The sequence below is a fragment of the Kitasatospora terrestris genome, from assembly GCF_039542905.1.
Classification (GTDB): domain Bacteria; phylum Actinomycetota; class Actinomycetes; order Streptomycetales; family Streptomycetaceae; genus Kitasatospora; species Kitasatospora terrestris.
Genome location: NZ_BAABIS010000001.1, coordinates 6,079,533 through 6,098,570 on the forward strand (window position 1 = coordinate 6,079,533; position 19,038 = coordinate 6,098,570).

The 19,038-nt window shown below is 73.9% G+C and carries 18 protein-coding genes; 10 read left to right on the plus strand and 8 right to left on the minus strand.

Annotation, left to right across the window (positions count from 1 at the left end; genetic code table 11):
- Position 1: 1 nt before the first annotated feature.
- The 3 genes from ABEB06_RS27895 to ABEB06_RS27905 all read left to right on the plus strand — a co-directional run bounded on the left by ABEB06_RS27895 (position 2) and on the right by ABEB06_RS27905 (position 4,645).
- Complete coding sequence (locus ABEB06_RS27895; protein ID WP_345699644.1) at positions 2–892, plus strand: carbohydrate ABC transporter permease; 891 nt, start codon at positions 2–4, stop codon at positions 890–892.
- Between the two features lie 50 nt (positions 893–942).
- Positions 943–2,544: a glycoside hydrolase family 13 protein gene (locus ABEB06_RS27900; protein ID WP_345699645.1), complete on the plus strand. Its 1,602-nt coding sequence runs from the start codon at positions 943–945 to the stop codon at positions 2,542–2,544.
- A gap of 127 nt (positions 2,545–2,671) precedes the next feature.
- The gene (locus ABEB06_RS27905) at positions 2,672–4,645 is read left to right on the plus strand and encodes a glycosyl hydrolase family 28-related protein (RefSeq protein ID WP_345699646.1); all 1,974 of its coding nucleotides are present in this window, start codon (positions 2,672–2,674) and stop codon (positions 4,643–4,645) included.
- A 163-nt stretch (positions 4,646–4,808) separates the two neighbouring features.
- On the opposite strand, the gene ABEB06_RS27910 is transcribed toward ABEB06_RS27905, so the two are convergent.
- Positions 4,809–5,333: a DUF2000 family protein gene (locus ABEB06_RS27910; RefSeq protein WP_345699647.1), complete on the minus strand. Its 525-nt coding sequence runs from the start codon at positions 5,331–5,333 to the stop codon at positions 4,809–4,811.
- Between ABEB06_RS27910 and ABEB06_RS27915 the strand changes: the two genes are divergently transcribed.
- The gene (locus tag ABEB06_RS27915) at positions 5,332–6,135 is read left to right on the plus strand and encodes a helix-turn-helix transcriptional regulator (RefSeq protein WP_345699648.1); all 804 of its coding nucleotides are present in this window, start codon (positions 5,332–5,334) and stop codon (positions 6,133–6,135) included. The genes ABEB06_RS27910 and ABEB06_RS27915 overlap by 2 nt on opposite strands.
- Positions 6,136–6,295: 160 nt before the next feature.
- Here the strand turns inward: ABEB06_RS27915 and ABEB06_RS27920 are convergent, their stop codons facing one another.
- Complete coding sequence (locus tag ABEB06_RS27920; RefSeq protein WP_345699649.1) at positions 6,296–7,033, minus strand: hypothetical protein; 738 nt, start codon at positions 7,031–7,033, stop codon at positions 6,296–6,298.
- Positions 7,034–7,412: 379 nt separating this feature from the next.
- Here ABEB06_RS27920 and ABEB06_RS27925 point away from each other — a divergent pair, with 379 nt between their 5' ends.
- From ABEB06_RS27925 to ABEB06_RS27935, 3 genes are read left to right on the plus strand one after another with little or no spacing between them, the layout of a single operon-like run.
- A complete protein-coding gene (locus tag ABEB06_RS27925) occupies positions 7,413–8,816 on the plus strand; it encodes an alkaline phosphatase family protein (protein WP_345699650.1) in 1,404 nt (467 codons plus the stop codon).
- 24 nt (positions 8,817–8,840) lie between these two features.
- Positions 8,841–9,773 (plus strand): TolB-like translocation protein, encoded by a 933-nt coding sequence (locus tag ABEB06_RS27930; protein WP_345699651.1) that lies wholly within the window; start codon positions 8,841–8,843, stop codon positions 9,771–9,773.
- 53 nt (positions 9,774–9,826) lie between these two features.
- Positions 9,827–11,080 (plus strand): MFS transporter, encoded by a 1,254-nt coding sequence (locus ABEB06_RS27935; protein WP_345699652.1) that lies wholly within the window; start codon positions 9,827–9,829, stop codon positions 11,078–11,080.
- 59 nt (positions 11,081–11,139) lie between these two features.
- Here the strand turns inward: ABEB06_RS27935 and ABEB06_RS27940 are convergent, their stop codons facing one another.
- The 3 genes from ABEB06_RS27940 to ABEB06_RS27950 form a co-directional block, all read right to left on the minus strand.
- Entirely contained in the window at positions 11,140–12,714 is a 1,575-nt protein-coding gene (locus tag ABEB06_RS27940) for an IS1182 family transposase (RefSeq protein ID WP_345701881.1), read from the minus strand.
- 68 nt (positions 12,715–12,782) lie between these two features.
- Positions 12,783–13,079: a DUF1905 domain-containing protein gene (locus ABEB06_RS27945; protein WP_345699653.1), complete on the minus strand. Its 297-nt coding sequence runs from the start codon at positions 13,077–13,079 to the stop codon at positions 12,783–12,785.
- Between the two features lie 29 nt (positions 13,080–13,108).
- The gene (locus tag ABEB06_RS27950; protein WP_345699654.1) at positions 13,109–13,675 is read right to left on the minus strand and encodes a PadR family transcriptional regulator; all 567 of its coding nucleotides are present in this window, start codon (positions 13,673–13,675) and stop codon (positions 13,109–13,111) included.
- 81 nt (positions 13,676–13,756) lie between these two features.
- On the opposite strand from ABEB06_RS27950, the gene ABEB06_RS27955 reads away from it, so the two are divergent.
- Together ABEB06_RS27955 and ABEB06_RS27960 are read left to right on the plus strand one after the other, a co-directional pair.
- Positions 13,757–14,176, plus strand: coding sequence for a nuclear transport factor 2 family protein (locus ABEB06_RS27955; protein WP_345699655.1), 420 nt, complete (start codon positions 13,757–13,759; stop codon positions 14,174–14,176).
- On the plus strand, positions 14,173–14,949 hold the full coding sequence (locus tag ABEB06_RS27960) for an SGNH/GDSL hydrolase family protein (protein WP_345699656.1): 777 nt from the start codon (positions 14,173–14,175) through the stop codon (positions 14,947–14,949). The genes ABEB06_RS27955 and ABEB06_RS27960 overlap by 4 nt, the downstream gene beginning before the upstream one ends.
- Before the next feature lie 126 nt (positions 14,950–15,075).
- Here the strand turns inward: ABEB06_RS27960 and ABEB06_RS27965 are convergent, their stop codons facing one another.
- The 3 genes from ABEB06_RS27965 to ABEB06_RS27975 all read right to left on the minus strand — a co-directional run bounded on the left by ABEB06_RS27965 (position 15,076) and on the right by ABEB06_RS27975 (position 17,568).
- Positions 15,076–15,636, minus strand: coding sequence for a GNAT family N-acetyltransferase (locus ABEB06_RS27965; RefSeq protein ID WP_345699657.1), 561 nt, complete (start codon positions 15,634–15,636; stop codon positions 15,076–15,078).
- Between the two features lie 74 nt (positions 15,637–15,710).
- On the minus strand, positions 15,711–16,313 hold the full coding sequence (locus tag ABEB06_RS27970) for a TetR/AcrR family transcriptional regulator (RefSeq protein WP_345699658.1): 603 nt from the start codon (positions 16,311–16,313) through the stop codon (positions 15,711–15,713).
- 61 nt (positions 16,314–16,374) lie between these two features.
- Complete coding sequence (locus tag ABEB06_RS27975; RefSeq protein WP_345699659.1) at positions 16,375–17,568, minus strand: amino acid deaminase/aldolase; 1,194 nt, start codon at positions 17,566–17,568, stop codon at positions 16,375–16,377.
- Positions 17,569–17,719: 151 nt separating this feature from the next.
- Between ABEB06_RS27975 and ABEB06_RS27980 the strand changes: the two genes are divergently transcribed.
- The gene (locus ABEB06_RS27980; RefSeq protein ID WP_345699660.1) at positions 17,720–19,030 is read left to right on the plus strand and encodes a D-arabinono-1,4-lactone oxidase; all 1,311 of its coding nucleotides are present in this window, start codon (positions 17,720–17,722) and stop codon (positions 19,028–19,030) included.
- The last annotated feature ends 8 nt before the right edge of the window (positions 19,031–19,038 follow it).

A 19,038-nucleotide genomic window follows, 5' to 3' on the forward strand; every position in this document is an offset into this window, starting at 1 on the left:
GATGAGCAAGGAAGCCCGTTCCGGCGCGACCCGCACCCTGATCTCCCCGGTGCGCCTCAACCAGCCCGCCGGCCGCCGGACGTACCGGATCGTCCTGGTCCTCACCCTGGTGATGGCGACGATCGTCTTCATCGGCCCGCTCTACTGGATGGCCACCGGCGGCTTCAAGTCCCCCCAGGAGCTGGTCCGGACCCCGCCGACGCTCTTCCCGGAGAGCCCCGGCACCCACGCCTTCACCGAGGCCTGGGACCGGCTCGGGATGGCGCAGCTGCTGCTCAACACGGTCGTCTACGCCGGCGGCGCGCTGCTCCTGCAGCTGGTCTTCTGCGTCGCCGCCGCGTACTCGCTCTCCAAGCTGCGCCCGGTCTTCGGCAACGTGATCCTCGGGATGATGCTGGCCTCGATGATGATCCCGGCCGCGGCCCTGGTGATCCCGCAGTACCTGACGGTGCTCGACCTGCCGCTGGTGCACTGGAACCTGATGAACACCCCGTGGGTGATCTGGCTGCCCACCGTGGCCAACGCGTTCAACATCTTCCTGCTGAAGCGCTTCTTCGACTCGATCCCCGACGAACTGCTCGACGCGGCCTCGATCGACGGGGCCGGCCCGGTACGGGTGCTGTGGTCCGTGGTCCTGCCGCTGTCGCGGCCGATCCTCGGCGTGGTCTCGATCTTCGGCCTGGTCGCGGTCTGGAAGGACTTCCTGTGGCCGCTGATCACCGTGCCCGCCCACGAGACGCTCAACGTCGGCGTCAACACCGCGGCGACCTCCATGCCGCAGAACACGCTGATCGCCGGGCTCTTCCTCGCCTCGCTCCCGACCATCGTCCTGTTCCTGGTCTTCCAGCGGAACATCATGGCGGGCCTCACCGCAGGCAGCCTCAAGGGCTGAACCCGCGCAACCCCCGTCCCGACAACGCCCCTCGAAAGGAAACCCGGACCGTGTCAGAGCAGTGGTGGCGGAACGCGGCGATCTACCAGGTGTACCCGCGCAGTTTCGCCGACGGCAACGGTGACGGCATCGGGGACCTCGCCGGAGTTCGCGCAAAGCTGTCGTACCTCGCCGAACTCGGCGTGGACGCCATCTGGTTCAACCCCTGGTACCCCTCGCCGATGGCCGACGGCGGCTACGACGTCGCCGACTACCGGGACGTCGACCCGGTGTTCGGCACCCTCCAGGACGCCGAGAAGCTCATCGTCGAGGCGCGCGAGCACGGCATCCGCACCATCGTGGACGTGGTGCCCAACCACGTCTCCGACCAGCACCCGTGGTTCCGCGCCGCGCTGGCGGCGGCCCCCGGCAGCCCCGAGCGGGAGCTGTTCCACTTCCGCGAGGGCCGCGGCGAGTGGGGCGAACTGCCGCCCAACAACTGGGAGTCGGAGTTCGGGGGCTGCCCGTGGACCCGGATCGACGACGGCTGGTGGTACCTCCACCTGTTCGCCGCCGCCCAGCCGGACCTCAACTGGGACCACCCGCTGGTCCGCCGCGAGCACGAGGAGATCCTGCGGTTCTGGTTCGACCGCGGCGCGGCCGGCGTCCGGATCGACTCGGCCGGCCTGCTGGCCAAGGACCCGGGCCTGCCCGACCTGGTCGAGGGCGCGAGCCCGCACCCCTACATCGACCGGGACGACCTGCACGAGATCTACCGGTCCTGGCGGGCCATCGCCGACTCCTACGAGCAGCCGCGCGTGCTGATCGGCGAGATCTGGGTGCCCGACACCGAACGGTTCGCCCGCTACCTGCGCCCGGACGAGCTGCACACCGCGTTCAACTTCGACTTCCTGGCCCGCCCGTGGGACGCGGCGCAGCTGCGCGCCTCGGTCGACGCCACGCTCGGCGCGCACGCCCCGGTCGGCGCCCCCGCCACCTGGGTGCTGTGCAACCACGACGTCACCCGCACCGTCACCCGGTACGGCCGCACCGACACCCGGTTCGACTTCGACACCAAGGCCTTCGGCACCCCGACCGACCTGGCGCTCGGCCTGCGCCGGGCCCGCGCCGCCGCGCTGCTCACCCTGGCCCTGCCCGGCTCGCTCTACCTCTACCAGGGCGAGGAGCTGGGCCTGCCCGAGGTGGAGGACCTGCCGCTGGACCGCCTCCAGGACCCGATGCACTTCCGCTCCGGGGGCACCGACCCGGGCCGGGACGGCTGCCGCGTCCCGCTGCCCTGGTCGGGTGTCGAGGCGCCGTTCGGCTTCTCCCCGGACGGTTCGAAGGAGCCGTGGCTGCCGCAGCCGGCCGACTGGGGGCGCCTCACCGTCGCCGCGCAGTCCGCCGACCCGGACTCGATGCTGGAGCTGTACCGCGCCGCGCTGCGCATCCGGCGGGCCGAACGCTCCCTCGCCGCACCGGACATGGCGTGGCTGCCGGCCGCGCCGGAGGTCCTCGCGTTCAGCCGCGGCACCGAGGGCTTCGCCTGCGTGGCCAACCTCGGCACCGCGCCGGTGGAGCTGCCCGCGCACGACGCGGTGCTGCTCACCAGCGGGCCGCTGACCGACGGTCAGCTGCCCCCCGACACGGCGGCCTGGCTCCGTCTGCCCTGACACGGACGGAGCGCAGGGCGCTCCGGGGGCCGCATCTTTCCTTGGGGGGAGTGGTGCGGCCCCTTCCGGTTCCACCACCCACCCCCACACCCCCGACTCGTCAGCCCCGTACGGGAGGTATCCCACCATGCACTTCCCACGCAGCTCCGCCACCGCGCTGGCCGCCGCGGTCTGCCTCGCCACCGCCGCCGGCGGCGGCGTCGCCCACGCGCAGGGCGGCCCGGCCGCCAAGGTCACCCGGGCCGCCCTGGACCCGTCCCTGGTCGCCGGCCGCGGCGCCGACCTCGGCTTCCAGGAGCAGGAGGCGGAGAACGCGCCGACCACCGGCACCGCGCTCGGCGCGAACCGGGAGGCGTACAGCCTGGCCGCGGAGGCGTCCGGCCGCGACGCCGTCCGGCTCCAGCCCGGCCAGTACGTCGAGTTCACCCTGCCGAAGGCCGCCAACGCGATCACCGTCCGCTACAGCCTCCCGGACGCCCCGACCGGCGGCGGCACCACCTCCCCGCTGGACGTGAGCGTCGACGGCAAGCGGCGCCACACCATGACGCTGACCTCCCAGTACTCCTGGCTCTACAACCAGTACCCGTTCACCGACGACCCGGGCGCGGACCTGCTCCACCCGGACTGGTGGATCACCGAGTGCGGCTGCGTCCCCGCCGCCACCACCCCGGCGCCGGTCGTCTCCAAGCCCTTCCGGCCGGGGCACGCCTTCGACGAGCAGCGGCTGCTGCTCGGCCGCAGCTACCCGGCCGGCGCCAAGGTCCGCCTCAGCGTCCCCGCCGGGGCCGCCGCCACCGTCGTCGACCTGCTGGACTCGCAGACCGTGGCCCCGCCGCACGTGGAGCTGCTCGCCGCCAACGTCCTGGTCTTCGGCGCCGACCCGACCGGCCGCCGCGACTCGGCCGACGCCATCGACCGGGCCGTCGCCTTCGCCCGGCAGAAGCACCTCAAGGTCTACCTCCCGCCGGGCACCTACCAGGTCAACCGGCACATCGTCGTGGACGACGTCACGGTCGTCGGCGCCGGCAGCTGGTACACCGTGGTCAAGGGCCACCGGACGGACCTGCCGGGCGGTGCGCACACCGGCGTCGGCTTCTACGGCAAGGACGCCGCCGAGGGCGGCAGCCGCAACGTGCACCTGTCCGGCTTCGCCATCGAGGGCGACGTGCGCGAGCGGATCGACACCGACCAGGTCAACGGCGTCGGCGGGGCGCTCAGCGACTCCAGCATCGAGGGCCTGTACATCCACCACACCAAGGTCGGCATGTGGCTCGACGGCCCGATGCGCAACCTGCGGATCACCGGCAACCAGATCGCCGACCAGATCGCCGACGGCATCAACTTCCACACCGCGGTGACCGACTCGGTCATCTCGAACAACTTCATCCGCAACACCGGTGACGACGGCATCGCCCTGTGGTCGGAGAAGGCCCAGGACGCCGGCAACGTCATCGACCACAACACCGTCCAGACGCCGACCCTGGCCAACGGCATCGCGATCTACGGCGGCGCCGACAACACGGTGTCGAACAACCTGGTCGCCGACCCGATCCGCGAGGGCAGCGCCCTGCACGTCGGCTCCCGCTTCGGCGCGGAGGCGTTCGCCGGACAGCTGCGGATCACCGACAACACCACCGTGCGGGCCGGCACCTTCGAGCTGAACTGGCGCGTCGGCCTCGGCGCGATCTGGTTCTACGCCCTGGAGAAGGATATCGAGGCGGACGTCCAGGTCACCGGCGACGACTTCCTCGACAACACCTACAACGCCGCCATGTTCGTCGCCGACTGGCCGGTCAAGGACCTCTACTCGATCACGAACGTGCACTTCAAGGACGTCAAGGTGGACGGCACCGGCACCTCGGTGGTCAGCGCCCGGGCGGCCGGCTCGGCGACCTTCGAGAACGTCCGGGCGCGCAACGTCGGCGCGGTCGGCGTCAACAACTGCGGAACCTTCCACTTCACCCCGGACGGTTCGGAGTTCCGGCTCGCCGACCAGGGCGGCAACAGCTCCTGGCTCGCGCCGTGGGAGGTGCCCAACACCATCACCTGCGACGACCGCCCGCCCGTCACCCCGCCGCCGGCCCCCGGCCCCTGGCAGTAGCCGGACCGCGGCCCGCCGCCGTCTCGCCGGGACTGCTTCCGGCGCCGAGCGGCAACGGCACGCACGGTCTTCGCGCCGCACGGCGCACAGGAACAGGGGGTGGCCTCGCGGCCCGGCGCGGCCACCCCCGCCCACCTCGACGGACCGGCCGACACCCTGGCCGTCAGGGGTGCATCCTGGCTCCCTTGAGGACCTTGTCGACGGCGTTCCGCGGGCCGTGGACGGCGAGGCCGACCAGGTCGAGGTCGGCGGTGGGCACGGCGCGGACGGCGGCCCGGTTGTCGCGGTCGTTGCCGGTGGTGAAGAGGTCCGAGGTGAAGACGGCGAGGGGGAGGGAGCGGGAGAGCGCCCGCCGGTGGGCGAGGCCGACGGTCTCCTTGCCGCCTTCGAGGACCAGGACGGGCTGGCGCAGCATCGGCAGGTAGGCGGTGTCGTCGGCGTCCCGGTAGGGCTCGCCGATCAGTTCGGGCGCCGCCGTGCCGAGGCCGCTGACCAGGAAGGCGGTGACGTTCAGCCGCTGCCAGGGTTCGAGGTCCTCGCGGAGCAGGACGGCGATCTTGGTGTCGAAGCGGACGGGGGCGGCGGGAGCGGCGGGTGCGGCCGGCGCGGCCGGCGAGGTCTGCTCGGGGGTGTTCACGGGTCGAGACTGCGCGATGCCGGGCGGCCCGGTCTTGTACGTTCCTTGCATGGCGTCGCGACCGGAGGTGTCGGCTTGGCGCCCGGCGGTCCCGGGCGTGGTGGAGGTGCTGCACGCCCGCTTCACCGAGCACGTGTACCCGATGCACGTCCACGACGCGTGGACGGTGCTGATCGTCGACTCCGGCGCGGTCCGCTACCACCTGGACCGGCACGAGCGCGGCACCCCGGGCGACACGGTCAGCCTGCTGCCGCCGCAGGTCCCGCACAACGGCGAGCCGGCCACCGCCGACGGCTTCCGCAAGCGGGTGGTCTACCTGGACATGACGCAGCTCGACGAGCGCTACATCGGCGCGGCGGTCGACGGCCCCGACCTGACCGACCCGCTGCTGCGCCGACGGGTCGTCCAGTTGCACGCCGCGCTCGCCGACCCGGGCGACGAACTGGAGGCGGAGAGCCGGCTGGCGTTCATCGGCGAGCGCCTGCGGGCGATCCTGCGCCCCCGCCCGGCGGTCACCGGCGGCGGCCCGCCGCGCGGCGTCGCCGGGGACCTGCGCGACCTGTTGGACGCCCGGCTGCCGGCCGCCGTCACGCTGGACGAGGCCGGCCGGCTGCTGCACGCGCACCCGACGCACCTGGTGCGGGCGTTCAGCGCCGCGTACGGCATCGCGCCGCACCAGTACGTGATGTCCCGGCGGGTCGACCGGGCCCGCCGGCTGCTGCTCGGCGGCCACCCGCCCGCGCTGGCGGCGACCGCCGCCGGCTTCTACGACCAGTCGCACCTGAACCGGCACTTCAAGCGGGTCCTCGGCGTCACCCCGGGCCGCTACGCCCGCGCCGGGCAGGGCGGTTGAGATTCGCCGGAGCGGGCGGTGCGCGGAGCCGGCGGGCGGGTGAAGCGGAGCGGTGCGGCGGCGGTGGGGCCGCAGCGGCGGGCACGACGGCGGCCGGGGAGAGCGGGCGGGCCGGTGGCCGGGGTCGACCGGCGGTCCGGTGGCCAGGCCGGCGGCCGGGTCAGCGGGCCCAGCGGATGCCGTGGAAGCCGGGGGCGACGTCCGGGTCGAGCAGGTGGGCGACGGTGCCGCCGATCAGGCGCAGCCGGGCGACGTCCTTGTGCGGGAGGCGGCTGTCGAGCCGCCAGATCCGGGCCGCGTGGCGGTAGCCGCGGGCGGCCGGCAGCCGGACGGTGAGTTCGTAGCGCTGCCCCGGGGTGCGGAACCAGTGGCCGTGGTAGGACTCCTCGCCGCTGCCGGTGGTGCGGTACTCGACGGTGAAGGTCTCGCCGCGGTCGAGCGGTGGCAGCAGGATCTCGGCGGCCAGCAGGGCCTGCGCGGGGTCGGCGCACACCCGGCCCAGGCGGCAGTCGCGGCCGGTGCGGATCAGCGGCACCGTGCCGTTGGTGGCGTGCGCCAGCACCACGTGCCGGTCGGCGCCGGTGCGGCGGGAGCGGACCACCAGCCGGACGGCGGTCTCCCAGCCGTGCTCGGAGACGGTGACGTCGTGGTGCACCGCGAGTTCGGCCAGGCCGGGGTCGCGGTCGGGGTCGAGCCGGGCGCGCAGCCGCCGCGCCTCCCGGACGGGGGTGCCGGGGATGGCGGTGGCGCGGCGGCCACGGCCGACGGGTTCGTCCAACAGGCGGGCCAGGCTGCCGGGGCGGACGTCGAGCAGCCGCTCCAGCTCGGTCAGGGCGCGCAGGCCCTGCGGGCCGCGGGGCCGGCCGGCGCCGCGCTGCCAGTTGCTGAGCGTGGACACCCCGACCGGCTGTCCGCGTGCGGCCAGGTGCTCGCGCAGCCGGGCCAGGGTGAGGCCGCGGGCGGTGATGGCCTCCCGCAGGGCCGTGTGGAACGGCCGGTGGGCGATTGGCTCGCGTGTGCCGTCGATCGGGTCCGCCTCCTTCCGGCTCGGTCACCGTCTTCCTGTCGGGGACACATCATGCCCGGAGTGGCGGGTGGTGACAGCCCCTCGGTTACCGGCCGGTACTGAATTTTTCGGCTCGCCGCGGATCGGTCCAGGTCGGCGCGGTCCGCGGCGGCCCGTCGTCCACGGACCGTCGCGCCGGGCGGCTTCCCAGCCGCCCGCGGCCGCACCAGCATGGCGGCGATCTCCACCGGACCGGAAGGGAGCAGACCCCATGCTGAGAAGAAGACTCGCGGTGGCCGCGCTGTGCGCCGCGCTGGCCGCGGCCACCGGCGCGGGCGTGGCGGCGGGCGCGCGGACGGACACCGCCGCCGGCGCGCAGACCGCCGTCGGCTCGGTGCCGCGGTTCGACCACGTCGTGGTGGTCCCGTTCGAGAACAAGGACTACTCGGCGGTGATCGGCAGCGCGGACGCGCCGTACATCAACTCGCTGGCGGCGCAGGGCGCGAGCTTCAGCCAGTCGTTCGGCGTGACCCACCCCAGCCAGGGCAACTACGTCGCGCTGTTCTCCGGCGGCCAGCAGGGCGTCACCGACGACAGCTGCCCCAAGAACTTCACCGGGAAGGCCAACCTGGGCAGCCAGTTGATCGCCGCCGGGTTCACCTTCAAGGGCTACTCCGAGGGCCTGCCGAGCGACGGCTTCACCGGCTGCTCGTCCAGCGACGGCCGGTACGTGCGCAAGCACAACCCCTGGGTGGACTTCGACAACGTGCCGGCCGCGAGCAACGTCCGGTACAGCACCTTCCCGACCGACTACACCCAACTGCCCACGGTCTCCTTCGTGGTCCCGGACATGTGCAACGACATGCACGGCGCCACCGGCTGCTCCGCGTCGATCCCCACCGGCGACAGCTGGCTGCGCACCAACCTCGACGCGTACGCGCAGTGGGCGAAGACCCACAACAGCCTGTTGGTGGTCACCTTCGACGAGGACAACTTCAGCTCGGTCAACCAGATCGCCACCGTCCTGGTCGGCGCCCAGGTCAGGACCGGCACCTACGCCGAGCAGATCAACCACTACAACCTGCTGCGCACCATCGAGGACGCCTACGGGCTCACCCCGCTCGGCAGCGCCGCCGGCGCGGCCCCGATCACCGACGTGTGGACCACCTCGCCCTCACCGTCGCCCTCGCCCTCGCCGAGCTCCAGCTCCTCCCCGTCCCCCTCGCCCTCCCCGACGCCCGTGCCGGGCGTGGTCAACGGCGGCTTCGAGTACGGGACGTTCAACGGCTGGACGGTCTCCGGCACCACCGCCGTCGCCGCCGGACGCAGCGGCGCGTACAGCGGGGCGGCCGGCGCCACCACGCCCACCGACGGGGACTCGGTGATCTCCCAGACCTTCACCGCCCCGCCGGGCGCCACCACGCTCACCGTGTGGTGGAAGGGCGACTGCCGCGACACCGTCCGCTACGCCTGGGCCACCGTCGTGCTCAAGCACAACACCAGCGGCACGACCACCACCCCGCTGCCCAGGACGTGCACGGCGAACGGCGGTTGGCAGAAGATCACCGACACCCTCACCCCCGGCCACTCCTACACCCTCCAACTGGTCAACCACGACGACAACTACCCCGGTGACCCCAGCATCACCTGGTTCGACGACGTCACCGTCGGCTGACCGGAACCACGGAGGACACCCATCGTGACAAGGCGGATCCTGGTCGCCGCGACCGTCGCCCTGCTGCTCACGGCCGTCTGCGCGGGCTACATCCTGGCCCGCGCCAGACCGGCGGCCGGTCCGCCCGCGTCCGGCCTCACGCTCCGGACCGCCGGCCTGCTGGTCCGCGACACGCAGAGCGGGCGCCTCGCCCTGGTCCGCGAGGACGGCAGCCGGGCCGTCAGCCCGCTCTCCTGCCTGCGGCTGTATGCGGCGGCCGGCACCGGGGTCTGCCTGCGGCAGGGCCCGGTCTCGGCCGAACTGGTGGTGACCGACCAGGCGTTGAAGGAGCTGCGGACGCTCCCGCTGAACGGCGTGCCGAACCGGGCCCGGGTCTCGCCGACCGGCCGGATGGTCTCCTGGACGGTCTTCGTCACCGGTGACTCCTACAACGGCGGTCAATTCTCCACCCGTTCGGGCATCCTCGACACCGGGACGGGCGAACTCGCCGGGAACCTGGAGAACTTCACCGTCGACGGCCACCACTCCCCGCCCGACGCCAACCTCTGGGGCGTCACCTTCGCCGCCGACGACAACCGGTTCTACGCGACCCTGGCCACCGGCGGGCAACGCCTGCTGGTCCGCGGCGACTTCGCCCGGCGCGACCTGCACGTCCTCGCCGAGAACGTCGAATGCCCGTCGCTCTCGCCCGACGGCACCCGGATCGCGTACAAGAAGATGCTCCCCGACCGGAGTTGGCGCCTGACCGTGCTCTCGCTCGCCGACCTGGCGCAGACCCCGTCCGCCGAGACCCGCAGCGTCGACGACCAGGCCGCCTGGCTGGACGACGGCACCCTCGCCTACGCGCTGCCGCACCGGGGCCGCGCCGGCGCCGACGTCTGGACCGTCCCCGCCGACGGCAGCGGCACCCCGCGCCTGCTCGCCGCCGACGCCGAATCACCCGCCCGGCTGCCCTGAACCGGGTCCGACCGCCCGGACCGGCCCCCACCGCTGCGAAGGACCGACCGCCCGTGTACCTCACCACCACCGGCATCCGCCCCCGCCGGCGCGGAGGCGCCGCCGCCCCCTGGCGCCAGGTCGGCGGCAACGTCCTCGCACTCGGCGCCGTCAGCCTGACCACCGACGTCTCCTCGGAGATGGTCACGGCCGTCCTCCCGCTCTACCTCGTCGCCGGCCTGCACCTCGGCCCCGCCGCGTACGGCCTGCTCGACGGCCTGTACGGCGGGGCGACCGTGCTGCTGCGGCTGGCCGGCGGCTACCTCGCCGACCGGACCCGCCGCCGCAAGGCCACCGCAGGCCTCGGCTACGGCCTGTCCGCCGCCGCGCGACTCGGCCTGCTCGCCGCCGGCGCCTCGACCGCCGGGCTCGCGCTCGCCGTCACCGCCGACCGGGCCGGCAAGGGCCTGCGCACCGCCCCCCGGGACGCGCTGATCGGCCTCTCCGTCCCGCCCGCCGTCCTCGGCCGGGCGTTCGGCGTGCACCGCGCGATGGACGCGGTGGGTGCCTTCACCGGGCCGCTGGTCGCGCTGGCCGTCCTCGCCGCCGCCGACCAGGCCTTCGACGCGGTCTTCCTGACCTCGTTCTGCGTGGCCTGCTTCGGGGTGCTGCTGCTGGCCCTGTTCGTCCGCGACCACCGTGACCGGCCCGGGCCGCGGTCCACGGCCGCCCCGCGCGCCCGGGAGGCCGCCGCGCTGCTCGGCCGCCCGGCCGTCCGCCGACTCCTCGGCGCGGCCTGCCTGTTGGGCCTGGCCACGGTCGGCGACGGCTTCGTGTACCTGCTGCTCCAACGCCGCACCGCGCTCGCCACCGGCTGGTTCCCGCTGCTCGCGGTGGGCACCGCGCTCGCGTACCTGCTGCTCGCCGCGCCGCTCGGGGCCCTGGCCGACCGGATCGGCCGGACCCCCGTCCTGCTCGCCGGCTACCTCGCCGTCGCCGCCGGGTACCTGCTGCTGGCCGGTCCGCTCGGCGGCCCGCCGCTCGTCCTCGCCGTCCTGCTGCTGCACGGGCTCTTCTACGCCGCCACCGACGGCGTCCTGATGGCCCTGGCCACCCCGGTCCTCCCGGAGCGGCTGCGCACCACCGGCCTCGCCCTGGTCCAGAGCGGCCAGGCCCTGGCCTACCTGGCGTCCTCCGCGCTGTTCGGCCTCGCCTGGCAGACCTGGGGCGTGCCCGCCGCCGCCACCGGAGCCGCCGTCACCGCAGTGCTGGCCGCCGCGGCGACCGCCGTGCTGCTCGGGCGCCGCGGCGGGCAGGGTGAGGCCTAGAAGTCTGATGAAGATCTTGGCATTGGGAGGGCTGTCCCGGTTGGGGCGGCCCTTCTGCGCTATGTGGTGGTGGGGGTGATGGTCCAGGTGTGGCGGGTGCGGGTGAGTCCGAGGTTGATCAGTCGGCGGAGGTTGAGTGCGGCGGCGCGGTTGTGGAGCCAGGTGTCGTTCCTCAGGACGCCTCGGTAGGGGACGCGGCGGTTGGCCTGTGCGGTGAGCCAGGCAATGGCGCGTTCGACCGGTGGCCGCCAGCGGCGGTATTCGGCCTGCCAGTCGGGGTCGGCTGCCTGGTCGCGGGCGGCTTTCAGGCGGTCGTAGTGGGCGTGGACCTGGAATGCTCGGCCGGTCTTGGAGCGGGTGCACCGATCGCGCAGGGGACAGTCGGTGCAGAGCTTCTTGAACTGGGCTGCCCGGGCGCCCTTGGCATCCGGGCGGCCGAGGGGTTTGGTGTGGCCGGCGGGGCAGGTGACGGTGCCGGCGTGGGTGTCGACGTGGAAGTCGTCGCCGGTGAAGCCGCCGGGGACGGCCTGCCGCAGTGGCGGGGGCTTGATGATCAGGGTATGGCCGTCGTCCTCGAGGGCTTCGCGCAGGTCGCCGGTGCCGTAGGCGGTGTCGCCGAGGACGGTCAGGGTCCCGGTCTCGTCGGCGAGCAGGTCCTGGGCGACGGCGGCCTCGTGGTTGTCCGCTCCGGTGCCGGCGGTGAGGGCGACCTCGGTCAGCAGACCGGTCTCGGGCTCGAACGCGGCGTGGGCGCGGAAGCCCTCCTGGTGGCGGGTGCGGTTCTTGTGGATGTGCCGGGCCTCGGGGTCCACCGTGGACACGATGCGGTCGCGGGCGGTGCCGCGGGCGATCCGCCATCGGCCGTCGCGTCCGTCGGAGCCGTCGGCGACCTCGACGTCCTGACCGGCGACCAGGGCCAGCAGTCCGACGGCGTCCGCGGCCTTCTCGTCCAGTGGCCGTTCGGGCAGGCGGCCCAGCAGGTTCAGCGCGTCGGTGACCAGGGCGTCCACCAGTGCGGTGCGGGCGGCCTCGTCACTCCAGGCGATGCGGGGCTTGCCCGGGTCGGTGTAGTCGTGGGCGGTGCACCACGCGGCGGCGGTCCGCTCCGCGTCGGGGACGTCCCGGATCACCCGGCGGATCGCGGCGATCAGCTGGGTGACGGTGTCCTGGGTGGCCACCGCGTCGTCCAGCACGGTGGAGTCCAGCGCCCGCCGCTGCCTGCCCCTGAGCACGCCGGTGGCCGCCACCACCTCCTTGACCCGGGCGAACAACCGGTTCGGATCCGGTGAGCGCTGCAGCCGGCGCCGGAAGTAGGCCAGCAGCGACGGGTCGAACGCGGTGTCGTGCAGGCCGAGCCCGCACGCGGCCTTCCACCGCAGGTCGCACCGCAACTGCTGGACCGTGTCGACGTCCGACAGGCCGTGCAGGCTCTGCAGGACCACGGCCGCCGCCAGGACCTGCGGCGGCATACTCGGCCGCCCGTTCCTCGACGGATACATGTCCGCGAACATCGAGCCCGGGAACAGGGCCTCCCGGTGCTCGGCCAGGAACGCGAACACACTCCCGGCCGGGATCAACTCCCGGCAGGTCTCCCACACATCCGGCCCGACCAACTCCCCAGCCCATTCCCCCATCGCCACGAAACGAGTCTGGCCCCACCGCACACGCGACGAGGCCAGAACCCAACATCTTCATCAGACTTCTAGAGGAGTTCGACGCCGACCGTCGCGGTGTCGCCGGGGAGCAGGGACTCGGCCGTGCGGACGGCGCGCTTGACCGGCAGGACGTAGCAGCCGCTCGTGCTGTCCGGGAAGACCGAGGTCTGCCAGCTGGTGGCCCCGATGGTGACCCGGACGCGTTGCGAGCCGAAGCCGCGCCGGGGGCCGGCGCCGCGGTCGCGGATCTCGTCGGAGGCGTCGGCGGGCAGGGTGACGAAGGTCCAGCTGTCGGAGCGCCGGGCGTCCCAGATCCACAGCTCCGCGTCGAAGGTGAACCGCATGCGCCCAGGATGGCACGCGGCGCCCCGCCTCAGTGCCGGACGGCCGCCCGCCCGTCCAGGACCCGGAGGGCGATCTCGCCCCAGCGGACGTTCTCCTGCTCGAAGGCGATGCCGCGCAGCAGCGTGAGGTACGGCCCGACCCGGTCGGCCTCGGCCAGGTGCTGCTCCTCGGACCGGCCGCCCAGCAGCCGGCCGCGCAGCCGCTCGTAGCGGGCGAGCTTGGCGCGCGACCAGTCCGTGCGTTCGGCGACCGCCTCCCGGACCGCGGCGGCGTCGCCCGCGTCGACGCACTGCACCTTGACCAGCAGCTCGTCGCGGATGGTGCTGGGCCTGGCGGGGAGTTCCGCGGTGTAGGCGTGGACGGCGGCGAGCCCGGCGTCGGTGAGCGAGAACAGGCGCTTGTTGGGGCGCTTCTCCTGCTCGACGACCCGGGCGCTGATCAGGCCGTCCGCCTCCATGCGGTCGAGCTCGCGGTAGAGCTGCTGGGGGGTGGCCATCCAGAAGTTGGCGACCGAGGCGTCGAACCCCTTGGCGAGGTCGTAGCCGGACGCCTCGCCCTCCAGCAGGGCGGCCATCAGTGCGTTCCGCAGAGCCATGCGGTCAACGTAGCACCCGTGGCATACTCGCCGACACACCTATTCAATTCGGTGACTATGGATGACCCTGGAGCTGAGCCGATGCACCCCTTCCGCAAGGCCGTCGAGGACCGCGACGAGCGGGCCATCACCGCGCTGCTCGCCGAGAACGTCGTGTTCACCAGCCCGGTCGCGTTCAAGCCGTACCCGGGCAAGCCCATCACCGCGGCGATCCTGCGGGGCGTGCTGCGGGTCTTCGAGGACTTCCGCTACGTCCGGGAGATCGCCGATCCGGGCGGCCGCGACCACGCCCTGGTGTTCACCGCCACCGTGGACGGGCGCGAGATCAACGGCTGCGACTTCCTGCACTTCGACGAGGACGGGCTGATCGACGACTTCACCGTGATGGTACGGCCGCTCTCCGCCGCGCAGGCGCTGTCCGCGGCTATGGGCGCGCAGTTCGAGCGGATCGCCGCGGAGGCGGCGGCGGAGGCGGGAGCCGCCGCGGAGCGGGAGCGGTGACGGCGTACCGGCGCTTCGTCGCGCTGGGCGACTCGCAGACCGAGGGCCTCGGCGACGGCGACGAGACCTCCGGCCACCGGGGCTGGGCCGACCGGCTCGCCGAACAACTCGCCGCCGGTGAAGCGGGGTTCACGTACGCCAACCTCGCGGTGCGGGGCAAGCGTGCCGCCGAGATCCGCGCGGGGCAGCTGGCGGCGGCGCTCGCGCTGCGGCCCGACCTGGCGAGCGTGATGGCCGGGATGAACGACCTGATCCGCCCCGGGTGCGAACCGGACGCGGTCGCGGGGGAGTTGGAGGCGATGTACGCCGCGCTGACGCGGAGCGGGGCACGGGTGATCACCTTCACCTTCCCCGACCTCACCCGGATCGTGCCGGTCGCCGCGCCGCTGCGGCCCCGGCTGCTCGACTTCAACACCCGGATCCGGGAGGCGGCGGCCCGGCACGGCGTGCTGGTCGTCGACACCTCCGGGTACGAGGTCAGCGTCGACCCGCGCTTGTGGAGCGGTGACCGGCTGCACCTCGCACCGCTCGGCCACGCCCGGATCGCCGCCGCCGCGGCGGACGCGCTGGGCCTGCCCGGCAGCGACGGCACCTGGCGCGAGCCGCTGCCGCCGCTGCCCCCGGCCCCGGTCTGGCGCCGTGCCGCCGCCGAACTCGCCTGGGCCGGACGGTTCCTCGGCCCCTGGCTCGGCCGCCGCCTCACCGGCCGCTCCTCCGGCGACGGCCGCACCGCGAAGCGCCCCCACCCCCTGCCCATGACCACCCCCGGCTGACCCGCGCACCCGCCCACCGGCCCGCCGCGAAGCGGCATGCAACGGGCGGAGGTCGGGAGGTCGAGGCCCTGCGGGCCGGTTCGCCGGCGGCGTTTTCGCCGGGCTGAAGGCGGCCTGGCGGCGGGTTCAGGCCCGGCCGGTCGGGGCGGGCTTCCACTCCTCGCGGAGGAGGCCGAGGAGGACGCGGTCGTAGTAGTGGCCGGCGAGCTGGACGGCCTGGCGGCGGCGGCCCTCCTCCTGGAAGCCGAGGCGGGTGAAGGCGCGCAGGGCGCGTTCGTTGCCGCTCCAGGTGTCGAGTTCCAGGCGGCGCAGCGGGTACGCGCCGAAGAGGTGGTCCACCAGCAGCGCGAGGGCCTGGGAGCCGTGGCCGCGGCCCCAGTACGCGCGTTCGCCGATGGTGACGCCGAGCGTGGCGGCGCCGCCGTACGGGTCGAGGTCGCGGTAGTCGGCCATGCCGATGGGGCGGCCGTCGGTGCGGTCCTCGATGGTGAGGACGGCTTCCTTGAGCGGGACGAGGCGCAGCATCGACTCGAAGGCGATGGCGAGTCCTTCGGCCGTCACCGGCCCGAAGCAGGGGTCGCCGGCGGCGGCCCAGCGGACCACCTCGGGGTCGTTGCGCCAGCGCAGGTGGTGTTCGGCGTCGTCGGCGCGCAGGGCGCGCAGCCGGACCAGGTCGCCTTCGAGCAAGGTGCTGTCTCCCGTCGGAGGGGCGTGATGACGTGAAGATCATCTCCCGTCCGGACGGACGTGATCAACGGGCGTCAGGCACCGCGCGGGCGGGCCACGGAGGTGAGGTAGCGGGCGTACTCGTCGAGGGCGGCGGTGGTGAGCTCCTCGTCGCGGTCGATCAGCCAGGTGAGGGTGAGGCCGTCGAGCATCCCCATGCCGTAGCGGGTGAGGACCGGCAGCGGCACCGTCCACTCGATGTCGGCGAGCCGGGCGAGGGCCTCCAGCGAGGTGCGGACGGTGCTCAGGTAGTGCTGGTACTGGCGGCGGGCGAGGTCGGTGAGGCCGGGCTGGCGCAGCGCGTACTGGGTGAGTTCATAGGTGAGCAACTGCTCGTCGGGGCTCTGCCGGATGCGGTCCCAGTAGGCGTGCAGGGCGGTGCGGACGACCTGCTCGGGCGGGCCGGCGGCGGTGACCGCGCCCAGCGCGGGGGCCAGCGAGCGGGCCATGATCCGTTCGACGACGCTCTGCAGCAGCTCCTCCTTGGAGCGGAAGCAGTAGTGGAAGGCGCCGAGCGGCAGTCCGGCCTCGGCGACCACGGCGCGGGTGGTGGCCCTGGCGACGCCGTCACGGATCATGACCCGGATCGCCGCCTCGATCAGCTCCTCGCGGCGCTCGTCGGCGGATCGGCGGTTCATGCGGGGCTCCTGGGGCTCCGGGGGCGGCGGACGCCTGGCACGTTACCGGAGGCCGGGGCGGTCACAGGAAGGCCCGGTCCTCGCCGCGGTAGGTGGGCACCTCGTCGACGATCCGGCCGTCCTCGACCAGGTGCAGCCGGTCGATCCGCTCGCACAGCTCGCCGGCCTTGGCGTGCCGGAACCAGACCCGGTCGCCGATCCGCAGCCGGTCGGCGGCGGCTCCGAGGAGCGGTGTCTGCACCTCGCCGGCGCCTTCGCGGGGGAGCAGGCGGAGTCCGGCGGGCCAGACGGGGGTCGGCAGCCGGTCGGGACCGGCCGGGCCGGAGGCGATCCAGCCGCCGCCGAGCACGGTGACGTGCCGGGGTGCGGGGCGGCGGGTGACGGTGAGCGCGAAGTACGCGGCGGGGCGCGGGGTGAAGGCGCGGTAGTGGTCGAACAGGACGGGCGCGTACAGGCCGGAGCCGGCCGCGAGTTCGGTGACGGCGGACTCCGCGGCGGTGGACTCCAGGCTGCCGGTGCCGCCGCCGTTGACGAATTCCAGCGGGGCCACGTCGAGGACGGCGCGGACGGCGGCGGCCCGCCGCTCGGCCAGCTCGCGGGCGGAGGCGCGCTGCATCGCGCGGACGCCGGCCCGCCGCAGCGGCGACCCCGGGGCGTCGTCCGCCATGCCGGCGATCTGGCCCTCGTACGCCATCACGCCGACCAGGTGCAGGCGGGGCCGGGCGAGGACGGCGCGGGCGAGCGCGCCGACGGTGTCGGGGGCGTGCAGCGGGGAGCGCCGCATGCCGAGGTGGACCCGGCCGCCGAGCAGGCGCAGCGAGGCGTCCAGGTCGAGGCAGACCCGCAGCCGGGGGCCGGTCTTTCCGGCGGCGGCCGCGAGGAGGTCGAGGTGCTCGACGCAGTCGGCCATCAGGGTGACGCGGGCCGCGGCCCGCTCGTCGGCGGCGAGTTCGGCGAGCGGTCCGGGGTCGGCGCAGGGGTAGCCGACCAGGATGTCGCCGGCCTCCTCGCCGAGGGCCCCGGCCAGCCAGCGGGCCTCGGGCACGGTGAAGGCCATCACGCCGCGGAAGCCGGGCACCCGCAGGGTGCGTTCGATCAGGGCCCGGCAGCGCAGCGACTTGCTGGCCAGCCGGATCGGCTTGCCGCCGGAGCGGCGCACCAGCTGGTCGGCGTTGGCGCGCAGCGCGTCCAGGTCGACGACGGCGAACGGCGGACGCAGCTCGGCGGTCGCCTGCCGCAGGTGCTCGATGCTCACGGGCGGTGTCCTCTCACGGGGCCGGCCGGGGTTCCTGGGGCGAAACCATGACTTGGTCGGTCGTCCAAGTCAAGGGTGTAGGACGGTTGACTTGGACGACCGACCAAGTTCATTCTTCCGTGCAACACCGGGCCGACGAGGAGTGCGGGACATGGCGGATACGTGGCGCAACTGGGCGGGCAACGAGCAGGCGCGGCCGGTCCGCGTGGTCGCCCCGCGCGACGCCGGAGAGGTCGCCGAGGCGGTCGCCGTCGCCGTCCGGGACGGCCACCGGGTCAAGGCCGTCGGCGCCGGCCACTCCTTCACCCCGATCGCCGTCGCCCCCGGCGTCCAGCTGCGCCTGGACCACCTGGACGGGCTCCTCGAGGTCGACGCGGCGAGCGGCCTGGTCACCGTCGGCGCCGGCATGCCGCTGTGGCGGCTCAACCCGCTGCTCGCCGAGCACGGCCTCGCGATGGAGATCCTCGGCGACATCGACCGGCAGACCGTCTCCGGCGCCATCTCCACCGGCACGCACGGCTCCGGCGTCCGCTTCGGCGGCATCGCCACCCAGGTGCGCGGGCTCGAACTCGCCCTCGCCGACGGCACCCTGGTGCGCTGCTCGACCGAGGAGCGGCCCGACCTGTTCGCCGCCGCCCGGGTCGGCCTCGGCGCGCTCGGCGTGATCACCCGGGTCACCCTGCAGTGCGTGCCGTTGTTCGCCCTGCACGCCCGCGACACCGCGATGCCGGTCGCCGAGGTCCTCGACGGCGTCCAGCAACTCGCCGACGGGAACGACCACTTCGAGTTCTTCTGGTTCCCGCACAGCGAGACCGCGCTGACCCGGCGGTTCACCCGGCTGCCCGGCTCCACCCCGCTGCGCCCGGTGCCCGCCCTCACTCGGCGCCTCGACGAGGCGCTGATGGGCCCCGGCTTCAAGGCGCTCTGCCGGATCGGCGCCCGCTTCCCCGGCACCGTCCGGCCGATCGCGCGCTTCTCGGCGAAGGCGATGTCCGCCCGCGAGTGGACCGACCTGTCGTACAAGGTCTTCGCCTCGCCGCGCGAGGTGCGCTTCCTGGAGAGCGAGTTCGCCGTTCCGCGCGAGCACGCGGCGGACGCCCTGCGGGAGATCGGGCAGTGGATCGACCGCCACGACGAGCGGGTCTCCTTCCCGATCGAGGTCCGGTTCGCCGCCGCCGACGACATCTGGCTCTCCACCGCCCACGAGCGGGAGAACTGCTACATCGCCGTCCACCAGTACCACCGGATGTCCCCCCGGCGGTACTTCGACGCCTGCCAGCGGATCCTCTCCGCCTACGGCGCCCGCCCGCACTGGGGCAAGATGCACACCCTCACCGCCGACGAGCTGCGCCCGCGCTACGCGCGCTTCGACGACTTCACCGCCCTGCGCGACGCCCTCGACCCGGAGGGCGTCTTCACCAACCCCTACCTCGACCGCGTGCTCGGCCCGGTGCCCGAATAGTCCGTTGT

What these genes read in the sequence shown, in the direction of transcription:
- ABEB06_RS27950 (WP_345699654.1), bottom strand. Translation starts at nt 13,675, where the DNA reads ATGGCTCTGCGGAACGCACTGATGGCCGCCCTGCTGGAGGGCGAGGCG.
- ABEB06_RS27910 (WP_345699647.1), bottom strand. Translation starts at nt 5,333, where the DNA reads ATGCAAGGAACGTACAAGACCGGGCCGCCCGGCATCGCGCAGTCTCGA.
- ABEB06_RS27980 (WP_345699660.1), top strand. Translation starts at nt 17,720, where the DNA reads ATGGCGGATACGTGGCGCAACTGGGCGGGCAACGAGCAGGCGCGGCCG.
- ABEB06_RS27915 (WP_345699648.1), top strand. Translation starts at nt 5,332, where the DNA reads ATGGCGTCGCGACCGGAGGTGTCGGCTTGGCGCCCGGCGGTCCCGGGC.
- ABEB06_RS27940 (WP_345701881.1), bottom strand. Translation starts at nt 12,714, where the DNA reads ATGGGGGAATGGGCTGGGGAGTTGGTCGGGCCGGATGTGTGGGAGACC.
- ABEB06_RS27895 (WP_345699644.1), top strand. Translation starts at nt 2, where the DNA reads ATGAGCAAGGAAGCCCGTTCCGGCGCGACCCGCACCCTGATCTCCCCG.
- ABEB06_RS27925 (WP_345699650.1), top strand. Translation starts at nt 7,413, where the DNA reads ATGCTGAGAAGAAGACTCGCGGTGGCCGCGCTGTGCGCCGCGCTGGCC.
- ABEB06_RS27955 (WP_345699655.1), top strand. Translation starts at nt 13,757, where the DNA reads ATGCACCCCTTCCGCAAGGCCGTCGAGGACCGCGACGAGCGGGCCATC.
- ABEB06_RS27905 (WP_345699646.1), top strand. Translation starts at nt 2,672, where the DNA reads ATGCACTTCCCACGCAGCTCCGCCACCGCGCTGGCCGCCGCGGTCTGC.
- ABEB06_RS27970 (WP_345699658.1), bottom strand. Translation starts at nt 16,313, where the DNA reads ATGAACCGCCGATCCGCCGACGAGCGCCGCGAGGAGCTGATCGAGGCG.
- ABEB06_RS27945 (WP_345699653.1), bottom strand. Translation starts at nt 13,079, where the DNA reads ATGCGGTTCACCTTCGACGCGGAGCTGTGGATCTGGGACGCCCGGCGC.